Source organism: Candidatus Methylomirabilota bacterium (assembly GCA_036002485.1).
GTDB lineage: Bacteria > Methylomirabilota > Methylomirabilia > Rokubacteriales > CSP1-6 > AR37.
The window spans coordinates 1-9,881 of the sequence record DASYTI010000245.1; the positions used below are offsets into that span (position 1 = coordinate 1).

General features: G+C 66.8%; 9 protein-coding genes and 1 pseudogene. 1 reads left to right on the forward strand and 9 read right to left on the reverse strand.

What is annotated here, in order from left to right:
* The 9 genes and pseudogenes from VGT00_21290 to VGT00_21330 all read right to left on the reverse strand — a co-directional run.
* Window positions 1-326, reverse strand: a 326-nt coding sequence (locus VGT00_21290; GenBank protein ID HEV8533966.1) for a hypothetical protein, incomplete at its 3' end; no start/stop codon positions are given.
* Window positions 327-334: 8 nt separating this feature from the next.
* Window positions 335-1,414: a hypothetical protein gene (locus tag VGT00_21295; protein ID HEV8533967.1), complete on the reverse strand. Its 1,080-nt coding sequence runs from the start codon at window positions 1,412-1,414 to the stop codon at window positions 335-337.
* A complete protein-coding gene (locus VGT00_21300) occupies window positions 1,411-2,070 on the reverse strand; it encodes a hypothetical protein (GenBank protein HEV8533968.1) in 660 nt (219 codons plus the stop codon). Before VGT00_21300 ends, VGT00_21295 begins: the two co-directional genes overlap by 4 nt.
* Window positions 2,067-3,077 (reverse strand): pilus assembly protein PilM, encoded by a 1,011-nt coding sequence (pilM, locus tag VGT00_21305; GenBank protein HEV8533969.1) that lies wholly within the window; start codon window positions 3,075-3,077, stop codon window positions 2,067-2,069. Before pilM ends, VGT00_21300 begins: the two co-directional genes overlap by 4 nt.
* Window positions 3,078-3,212: 135 nt before the next feature.
* Window positions 3,213-5,291, reverse strand: coding sequence for a PilX N-terminal domain-containing pilus assembly protein (locus VGT00_21310; protein ID HEV8533970.1), 2,079 nt, complete (start codon window positions 5,289-5,291; stop codon window positions 3,213-3,215).
* 2 nt (window positions 5,292-5,293) lie between these two features.
* The gene (locus VGT00_21315) at window positions 5,294-5,974 is read right to left on the reverse strand and encodes a hypothetical protein (GenBank protein ID HEV8533971.1); all 681 of its coding nucleotides are present in this window, start codon (window positions 5,972-5,974) and stop codon (window positions 5,294-5,296) included.
* Window positions 5,971-6,528, reverse strand: a complete 558-nt coding sequence (locus VGT00_21320; GenBank protein ID HEV8533972.1) for a type II secretion system protein — start codon at window positions 6,526-6,528, stop codon at window positions 5,971-5,973. The genes VGT00_21315 and VGT00_21320 overlap by 4 nt, the downstream gene beginning before the upstream one ends.
* 265 nt (window positions 6,529-6,793) lie before the next feature.
* Window positions 6,794-7,090: pseudogene (locus VGT00_21325) on the reverse strand (ArsC family (seleno)protein).
* Window positions 7,091-7,166: 76 nt separating this feature from the next.
* Window positions 7,167-7,559, reverse strand: a complete 393-nt coding sequence (locus tag VGT00_21330) for a hypothetical protein (protein HEV8533973.1) — start codon at window positions 7,557-7,559, stop codon at window positions 7,167-7,169.
* A gap of 354 nt (window positions 7,560-7,913) precedes the next feature.
* Between VGT00_21330 and VGT00_21335 the strand changes: the two genes are divergently transcribed.
* Entirely contained in the window at window positions 7,914-9,737 is a 1,824-nt protein-coding gene (locus VGT00_21335; protein ID HEV8533974.1) for an adenylate/guanylate cyclase domain-containing protein, read from the forward strand.
* Window positions 9,738-9,881 lie beyond the last annotated feature (144 nt).

Genomic DNA, 9,881 nt, shown 5'->3' on the forward strand with positions numbered 1-9,881 from the left:
TGTCGCACGCACACGAGGCTGCTTGCATCAAGGATTGCCTGGAACACATCGCGCACGGGCGCCCGGAAGAAGTCGAGGGTCACCGTGCCCGTCACGTCGTCCGTGACCACCATGTTGACCTTGTAATTCTGCGCGAGCAGCCGGAGCGTGCTCTGGGTGCTGGCATCGCGCAGGCTCAGGTTGATGGGGTCGGTGGGCAGGCGGTCATAGCAGCTGCTTGGCCGCGGGGCCGATGGAGTGGGAGCCTGTCCGGCCGCCGGAGAAGCCAGCAGAGGCGGCAGGACCAATACGGCGAGGACCAGGGTCGTCTTCGTCCACGAACGCATGGCTCGACTTACCTCCTTGGCCCGCCCGGAGCGGGCGGAGCCGGGGTCGGGGGCGCGGGTGCCGGTGGTGCGGGGGCGCCCCCGGCCGGCGGCGGTGGCGTTGACGGCGGCGGACCGGACGGGGCACCTGGCTCTGACGGCTTGCCGGCGGCGGGCGGCTGCTTCTGACTGCTGACGGCGCCGATGTCCGCGAGGGAGAGGCGTCGGGGAGTTCCGTCCGGCTGTCGAAGCAGCACGGCGCTGTCCGTGATGTGCTCGATGGTGTGGCCGGCGAGGCGATCGCCCGCGCGCACGATCTGGTTGTTGAGGATGGCCAGGTGCCCTCCGGGGAATCCGACAATGCCCTGCAGGTTGAACAGGGCGCGCGGCACCGAGGCCTGCTGCGCGCGTGGCCGATCCGCCGAGGGGCCGAAGGCGAAGGGATCCCGATACTCGGAGGCCGGCGAGGGCACGGGCAGGGCGAGCCCGGTCGGCGGGGTCGGAGGTGTCAGGGACACCCCGCTGGCGCGGGCGGCCTCGTCGATGATCTGCCGCGCCTGCGGGGTCAGCTGAAGAGCGGTGACGCGGAAGCGCGCTTGGATCTCGGGATTGATGGGGGCCGCCGGCTGCCCTGGAGCGGGCGCGGCCTGGGTCGTACGCTGCGGCACCTCGATGGCCATGGCTTCCAGCGTGCCCCGATCCCCCTCGACGCGGCCGGCCAGGTCGACCAGGTCCTGGAAGGGCCCTCGCACGGTCAGGGCGTGCCACGACTTGCTGAACTGAGGCGTGGTCTGCTGCTCGAGCGGCCCCACGCCCAGCACGCGAAGCCGCGAGCCCTCGGCCAGCTCGGCCACGCGCGAGAGGAAGACGGCCGGATCGCCCGTGGTACCGGACCAGGACATTTCCTGGAGCACGCCCGCGTTCGACTTCATCTCGGTCAAAATCTCCTTCTGCTTCTGGTCGATGGCCACGGTCAAACGCGCCCGCTCCGCGGCGGCCTGGATGCCGCTGCTCCGGAGCGAGCGCGAGTACTGGAGCAGCCCGACCAGGCTGACCAGGAAAACCACGGCCAGGGCGATCCAGAGGATGGCCAGCTCGCGCTCTCTCACCGCGGCTTCTCTGACAGCACGATGAGCACCAGGAGCTGCTCGCGCTCACCCGATCCCTGCGAGCCATCCGCGGCCGCCGGTTTGATCTCCCAGCTCTTGAGCTGATAGCGCCTGCCCACGGTGGGGTCCTTCATCAGGCCGCCCATGAACTGCGCGATCTCGATGAGGGGGGGCGGCCCCGGTCGGAGCGGCGTGACCGCTTCGATGCGGAGGTCGCCTGCCCCGGGGGCCGGCGCCCCGACGGGCTGGGCCTGGCCCGCTGGAGCCGGCGTGCTCGTGGCCGGCGCGGCACCCACCTCGACCTTTTGCAGCTTCAGGGTGGCCGGGATCTGCTGCCGGAAGGCATTGAGCATCTCGGCCCATCGCACCTGGCGTTTGGCCTCGAGCGAGAGGGCCTGGAGATCCGCCCGGATGAGGTTCAATTTGCCGTCCAGCGAGGACAGATCGGCGCGGAGTTTTGGAATGGCGCCGACGTCTGACGAGAGACGGAAGCGAAGGGGCAGGATCAACGCGATGACGACGGCGAGCAGCAAGACACCGCAGCTAGCCGCCGCGATGGCCCACCGCCGACGTCCCTGGGGCCCGATGAACCAGTCTTGCCAGGTATCGGCGACATGACCCGGATGGGCCAGGTCGATGTGGAAGCGCGCGCTCATAGTCCCCTCAGGGCCAGGCCAAATGCCTGGAGGAACTGCGGGCCGGGCAGCCGAGGCGTATCGCCCACGGAGGAGGCCCGCACCTCGTGCGCTTGCAGGGGATCCATGATCTCGAAGGGCGCCGACAGGCCGAGTCGGTCCGCGAGCCAGCGCCCGATATACGGGATATCCGCCCAGCCGCCCAGCGCATAACGCGGAAGGCTCTCGCGATCGTACTCGGTGCGGTAGAAGGTGAGGGACAGCCGGATGTCCTCGGCCATCCGCTCGACCACCTCGCGGCAGGCGGTCTCGGCTTTCGGCGCTTCGGCGGGCGCGATGGTGCGGGTGAAAGTTTCCGTCGAGTACGGGGAGAGCTGGAAGGCGACCCGGATCTGCTCGGTGAAGGCCTCGGCCCCCACGTCGAGATAGCGCGCGACCACCGGACCCTGCTCGCTGAAGAGGCAGAGCACCGAGTTCTGGCGCCCGATATTGACGACGACGAGCAGCTCACCCGACTCCATGCCCGTCAGCTCCAGGGCGCCGTTGAGGATGGCGAGCGGCTCCACGTCCAGCATCTGGAGGTTCACGGATGCCTGCTTCAGCTGCTGGGTGCGCTCGTCGACCAAGCCGCGCGGCACGCTGACGGAGAGAATCTCGTTGGTGTTGTCGTCCTTGGCTTGTCTCAAGATCTGGGCATCCAGCACGGACTCGTCGGGCGGCAGGAGGCCGAGCTCGCGGTACTGCATCTCGAGCGCGGGAATGATGCGCGAGGCGGGGAGCGGCGGCAAGGTCACCTGCCGGATCACGACTTCAGGCCCCCCCACCGCGGCAATGACCGGCTCGCCATCCGCCCCGGCGTCGGCCATGGCGAGATGGATGGCTTGATTGACTTGCTGGGCTTGCGTCTCGGCCGCCACCGGAGCGCTGCCGAGACCGGTGATGACGACGTCGGCGCCGCGACCTTCGAGAGCCAGAGCCTTGATCGAGCCGGATCCGATGTCCAGCCCGACCACACGCCGTCGTCGCAAGAAATTCCCGAGCATAACCCCCCGAGCCGCGAGCCGAGCCGCTCCGGTGAGAGACCGGCTAATTCACTCCGTGAGCTTGCTTAAGGGGTTCGACTATAGCAGCCAGTTCCGGAAAACCCCAAGTAATACGTTACCTTATTGGTAGGAACAAATGCCCGACGGGGTCGTCGGTAGGGTGTCGGTCGGGCCCTGCCGGCACTCGAGCCAGAAGCGCGGCACGGGGGTGACCCGCCAGCGCTCCCCGGAGAGCCCCGACGGGGCAAAGAGCGCGGCGGGGAGATTTCTCGGATCGTACATGTTGGCCTGGAAGAACTGCGGCGGGCCTCCCCCGCCGGGCACGCTGCACGAGCCCACGGCGGCGCCGTTGAAGCAGAGGGTGTTCTTGGCCGCCAGGGCGCCAACGATGTGCACTCCGCGCTGGGAGTTGACGAGGCTCGTGTTGGCAAAGATAAACGCCATGACGCGGTTGAGGTTGAGGGCGCCCATGGCGATGTCGATCTGGAAGTCGCTCATGAGGACGAGGAGGTGATTGTCCGGGAAGCAATCGGAGTTGCAGAAGGCGGCGCCGGTTCCGTCGTTGAAGGCGGTGAGACCGCCGTCGAGCCTGATCTGCCGCGTGCTCCAGATGGCCGCTCCACGATAAGTGATGCCGAGTGGATTGACGATGAACTGGTGATTGCCATTGAGAAGCATCGGATTGGCCGGGGTCAGGTACTTTCCCGGCGTGGTATTCGGGGTTCCACAGTTGTTCCCGTTGCCTACGAACCCGAGTGTGGCGCTCGCCTGGTACCAGCAGATCCATCCGTTCTGGGGATTACCGGCCGCGTCCGTCCAACTCACTGCGTCAGCGAAGTCGAGAACGGTAAGGTCGAGCCCCCCGCTCGGTCCATTCCCGCCTAGGGAATTGCCTATGTCCGGGTACGTGCCCCCATTCATGGCCTGGGCATGGGTGGCCCAGAAGTTCGCCTGGTAGTTCGCATACGTGGTCCCGGCGATAATCACTGGGCTCGTGAGGTCTGGGAATGTCGGCGTGGCGATGTCCGCCCGGGCGAGCGGCGGGCCCGGGAAGCGGAAGGGGTAGGGCTTGGTGATGTTGTTCCCGTCCACCGTCAGGGTCGAGCCGCCGTTCAAGCTGAAGGCCGTGGCCGTGCAGGGCAGCGGGCAGCCGTCCGCCACGTAGATGGCGTCGAGCGGGCCCTTGCCGACGCGCCCCGAGCCCGGGCACCCGGGGCCATAGCAGGCGGTGGTGCCAGGCTGGCCGAGACTCGAGGCATTGAAGAGGGCCACGAGATTGTTGGTGATGTTCCCGTAGACTCTGAGGTCAGCCTCGAGCGACTCGACGCGGTTCGCCCCTCCGGTGCAGTCGGCGCCGGCGGGGCAAATCCTCTGCCGCCGCCTCATCGCCGTCAGGCTCGTCACATCCATCTGCTCCCAGTGGTTCCACATCTGGCTGCCCTGGAGCAGCCGGATGGCGGGGTTGCTATTGACATTGCCCAGGATGTTGACGCTTCCCGCGATATTGACCTGGCCCACGATCACGGGATTGCCGAGTCCGTCGCCGCCGCCCACGGTGATTCCCGCGGCAAAGGGCGAGGTGCTGCTGGCCCGGACCAGCACCTGGATCGTGCGAGAGCGCGAGTATCCGGGCGGGCCGTTGACCGTGCCCGTGCTCCGCAGGAAAGCGAGGTTGTCGCACACATCGCTCGCGGGCACTGGATCGACGAGGGCCTTGGTGCTGGCGGAGAAGCACGTCAGGCCGTGCGGATAGGTGAAGCCCGCGCTGATCGGGTTGTTGGCTTCGCCGACCGTGAGCAGCTTGAGCTCCACGGTGTAGGTCCCGCCCGGGTCCGTTCCGAAGTTGGTCACCGTCTGAGCGGGGAGAGTCGTATTGGCGATATTGAGCGTGCTGTACGTGTTGGCATTGCACCCGGGCGTGCACGCTGGCGTCCCGTCGGTCCAGCTCTCGGATCCGAAGGCGTCGTTGATGAAGCCGTTCTGGAGCTCGCGTATCCCGCGCTCGATGCCCGCCTGGGCCAGCTCGAAGGCGCGATAGTCGGCGAGGCTCGCCGCCGCGGACTTGTTCTCGATCTGCGCCAGGTCGAAGAGGGCGAGGCCCAGGATGGTGATGACCAGGAGCAGCATGAGGCTGATGATGAGCGCGCTGCCCCGCTCATCGGACAGGCGCCGCGCCGTGGAGACGTTGAATCGCTCCATGCTCAGTTCCTTGGCGTCAGGCTGAAGGCGAACCGGAGGCCGTTGACGCCGGCCTGGGCGCTGAAGTTGACGCCGTCGCTCAGGTCGAAGCGGACATCGACGAGCGGCGAGACAACCGTGCGTCCGGGGTCGGGACAGGAACCTGAAGAAGCCGGAAGACAAGTCACTCGCATGAACTGAGAGTTGGCGACCCGCAGCGGGGCGTCGATCTGAGCGGAGATCTGGCTCTGGGTGAGGGTCAGCAGGTTTTCCGTGGTGCCGCTCTGACAAGGGTCGCCGACGGCGAAATTGGTGAGCTGGCAGCGAAAGAGCTGGGGACCCGGTGGCGTGCTGATGGTTTGCTCCCAGATGCAGAAGAACCTCTGGCTGCCCGCCGCTCCCGATCCCCCCGCGCCCGACGTCACGTACATGACCGAGAGATTGACGGTCGAGTTCGGCCCGCAGGCGACCGTCTGGAGCGCGATCGACGCGACGAGCTCCCGCTGGATCCGCTCCTGGAGCAGGGTGCCGACGCGCTGGAGATAAGCCTGGGAAGTCCCGTAGTTGTACGCCTGCTGAGATGAGGTGTACAGCGTCATCATCCCGAACACGATCGTCATGAAGATGACCGAGGCGACGACGGCCTCGAGCAGCGTGAAGCCCCGGGCATCACGCAGGAGCCAGAGCCCGGAGCGCGTGGTCATCGCTTCACCAGGACCGCCTGGATCACCACGGGCTGGGTCACGGGGTTGGTGAAGTTCGTGGGCCCGTCGAGCACGCGCACCGACACGGTCACGAGCTTGGCCAGGAGCTGGGTGTTCGTCGGGCACCCGCCACTGTTCCATGCCACCGAGTAGTCCGTCGGGCACACGCCGGTGATGATGGTCTGGCGCCTGAAGCCGGGTACGGCGTCGGTGTCGCTGAAGTTGTCGATTTGCACTCCAGTCCCCGCCGTCTCCTCTCGCGCGTCGGGCAGGGTGGTCGAGCCGAAGCCCGTCGAGCGGATCTGCTCCATGCGCTGCTGGGCCACATAGAAGGCGACGCGGTTGTCGCCTTCGGCGTGGACGAAGTTCTGGGCCGTCCCGAACATCATGGCGGTAGCGATGGCCGCGATGCCGACAATGAAGGCAGCGATGAGGGCCTCGACCAGCGTGAACCCGCGCTGATCCCAGCCGGCCGTACCCCGAGCCCCCGGCCGGGCCGAGCCCAGGCCGGTGCCAGGAACCTTTACAATGCTGGGAAAGGCCTTTCGCACCACTGTCAAACCCCCTTCACTGCGAGCGATCCGAATGTAACCTACCCCCGCAAACCGTTGACACAACACTCTATTTTGAGGCCCTTGAGGAGGCTAACTCGACCCCGACCGCCAAGTCAACCGTCCGAGGCGGCCAATGACCTCCTGGTTGGGGGCAAGCGAGCTCTATCTATGCGTTGCTACAAGGTTCGTGCCATTCCGTCCGGCGGCAGGATGCATTGCCGCGCAACCTGGTTGGCAGCCGGCCGCTCGGGCGCGGACGCGGAGACTAGCCAAGTACCTTCCGATAGGTTGCCTCCTCGAATCCCACGAGCAGGGTGCGCCCTTGTCTGAGAGTGGGCGCTCTCAGGTTGCCCGTCGGTCCGAGCAGGAGGGCCAGCAGGTCGCTCCGGGGAGGCCGGCCGGCTCGCAAGTCGACATGGACCACGCGTTTGCCTTTGGCGACGTAGATCTCGTCCACATCGCCGAGGACGCTCAGCGCATGCTCGCCCTTGATGGTCTGCTTCTTGGCGTCGACCTGAGTCTTGGTCACGATCTTTCGCTTCGCAAGGAACCCTTGCGTCTTGACGCAGGTCTGTCAGCCTTTGCGGTGATAGCTCCAGTCCACCGATGCCATCGAGCATCTCCTCTCGTTCAGGCGGTCACGTCTTGAGCCTATAGGTCCGGTCCACCCAGAGGGGGACGGCCAGAACCGCCTCGTCGGCGATGGTCCACAGGACATGGCTCCAGTGGAAACTGACTCGAATCCCCCCGTTTTTGGGCTCGATCAGGAGCTTCTGCGGCGGAAGATCGAAGCCCACCCGTCGGGCGCCGAGCAAGAGGGCCGTGCGCGTGTCCGCGGCGAACTCCTGCAGAGCAACGGCGGGCTGCGTGACGGCGGCCGCCGTGCGCGGACGGCGGCTCGCCTCATCCACGGCCTGGTCAACGAGGCTGCGCGCCTGAAGATAGCCGGAGCCGGCCGCGATGGCCGCGTAGCCCGCATAGCCGAGGACGACGAGCCACACGACGCGGTTGATGAACGTCCGTACTCTCATGCGTTCTCCGAGGCCTTCATGCGCCGTCACACTCTAAGCCGGTCGAATGCGTCGAGGCAAGCGCGGGCACTGGGGCAATTTGCTTCGCCATACTTCGTTGCGAGCGGGCCGGCAGCCCTCAACGTACGTTCGACTCAGCCCTCGCCTCGGGGCTGCGCCCCTCAGCTCGAATTGCCACGTACGCCTCGGGCTACCGACCCGCTCGCGCGTGGCAGTTCGAGCTGAGGGCCAGCCCGAGGCGAGGGCTGAGTTGATCTGGCTCGCAACTTGCCCCAGTGCCAGCGCCCAAACTGACCACCACGCAAGGGCGCCAGATTGGCCGGCGCCTCGCGCGCATGGTAGGGTGTCAGCGCCGTGTCATTCAGCACTCTCCCCTGGCGCGCTATCTTGGTCGGCGCCCTCGTCGGGCTGGCCGTGGCATTGGCCGACGCCTACGACGTCTCGGGATTCCTCACGAACAACGAGCTCAAAGCCGTGAATGCGCAGTTCTCGCTGCGGGGCTTCCGGGACCCCCAGTCGCCCATCGTCATCGTCACTATCGACGAGGACTCCTTCACCGAGCTCAATCTTCCCTGGCCCTGGCCTCGGGCGCTCCACGCCAAGTTCATCGACATCGTGAGCCGCGGCAACCCAGCGGTCATCGCGCTCGACATCCTGTTCTTTGAGCCCTCGTCGATGGGGCCCGCCGATGACCGCGCGCTCGCGAAGGCGATATCGCGCTCGGGCAAGGTCGTCCTGGCGGCCGGCTTGAGTGAGCTCAAGGACCAGGGCTGGATCCAAGACAAGGTAGAACTCAAACCACCGCTGCCCCTGATCCGCGAGGGGGCGGCGGCCTGGGGTCCCGTGAACATCATTACGGACCACGATGCGTTCGTGCGCCGCAGCAGGCTCACGATGGCTTTCCAGGAACGTGACTGGGCAGGATTCGACCTCCAGATCTATCGGATCGCCAAATCACGTGGGATCCCGGCGGCCCCGCTACCCGCGGACCCCGAGCTCTTGATCAACTACGCGGGCCCGCCGGACGCCTTTCCGCGCGTCGCCTATTCACGCATCGTCAGCGGTGATATTCCCCCGGAAGTTTTCGAGGGACAGATCGTGCTCGTCGGCGCCACCACACCCTTCTTGCAGGACATATTCCCAACGCCATTCGCACCGCGCCGCACCATGCCGGGCGTGCTCATCCACGCCAACATCCTCGACACCCTGCTCTCGGGCATCCCGATCAGACGGGCGCCCATCTGGCTGGTGGCGTCGCTCGCCGCGGTGGCGGGTGGCCTCGCGGCCTGGGCGGCCACGGCCTTCCGACCGCTCACGGCACTTCTTGTCGTGGCGGCCGTCGCCCTCGCGTACGTCGCGGGCACCCATGGGGCCTTCCGCTGGGGGCGCTTCTGGGTCGAGGTCTTGCCGGTGCCCATTGCCCTCCTCGTGCCCTACGTCGGCGTGGTCGCCAAGAACTTCGCGAAGGAGCAGGTCGAGAAGCGGCGCCTCTCGCGCTTCTTCTCGCCTTCGGTCGTGAAGGAGATCGTCCGGCAGAAGGACGACGCGGGGCTCGGGGCGGGACGCCGCCGCATGACGGTGCTCTTCTCCGACATCCGCGGCTTCACCTCGATGTCAGAGAAGATGGAGCCGGAGGAGGTCGTGACCTTCCTGCGCGAGTACCTCTCGGAGATGACGGAAGCCGTCTTCGTGCACGGCGGCACCGTGGACAAGTACATCGGCGACGCCATCATGGCGCTCTACAACGTGCCTTTCGAGGCGCCCGACCACGCCGCCCAGGCCGTGCGCACGGCCCTGGAGTTCCAGAGGCGCCTGCAGCCGCTCGCCGAGCGCTTCGCGGCCAAGTACGGCAGCGCGCTTCGCTGCGGCGTGGGCATCAACACGGGAGACGCCGTGGTCGGCACCATCGGCTCGCGCCAGCGCCTCGAGTACACGGCCATCGGGGACACCATCAACCTGGGCTCGCGGCTCGAGGGCATCACCAAGGACTTCAATGTCCCCGTGATCATCAGCGAGGCGACGTGGCTCGAGGTCAAGGAGCTCTTCGACACGCGCTATCTGGGCGAGGTCACCGTCAAGGGCAAGGAGATCCCCGTCAAGATCTACACGGTGGTGGATCAGACCCTCGACCCCGCGGGCCAGGAAGCCCTCCCCGCGGCCGCCTCGACCGCGGACTAAGCTGCCAGTAAAAACTTCGCAGGCGGCTCAAGAAGGCCCAGATGCGAGGCGGCGAGCGCCGCGGCCCCCGAGGCGTAGTTCTCACTCAGCTCTCGTCTCGTGGCGGCGCCTCTCAGCTCGAACTGCCACGTACGTTGAGGGGCG

Coding starts and splice junctions, on each gene's coding strand:
- VGT00_21330 (HEV8533973.1), bottom strand. CDS start 7,559: ATGAGAGTACGGACGTTCATCAACCGCGTCGTGTGGCTCGTCGTCCTC.
- VGT00_21300 (HEV8533968.1), bottom strand. CDS start 2,070: ATGAGCGCGCGCTTCCACATCGACCTGGCCCATCCGGGTCATGTCGCC.
- VGT00_21315 (HEV8533971.1), bottom strand. CDS start 5,974: ATGACCACGCGCTCCGGGCTCTGGCTCCTGCGTGATGCCCGGGGCTTC.
- VGT00_21310 (HEV8533970.1), bottom strand. CDS start 5,291: ATGGAGCGATTCAACGTCTCCACGGCGCGGCGCCTGTCCGATGAGCGG.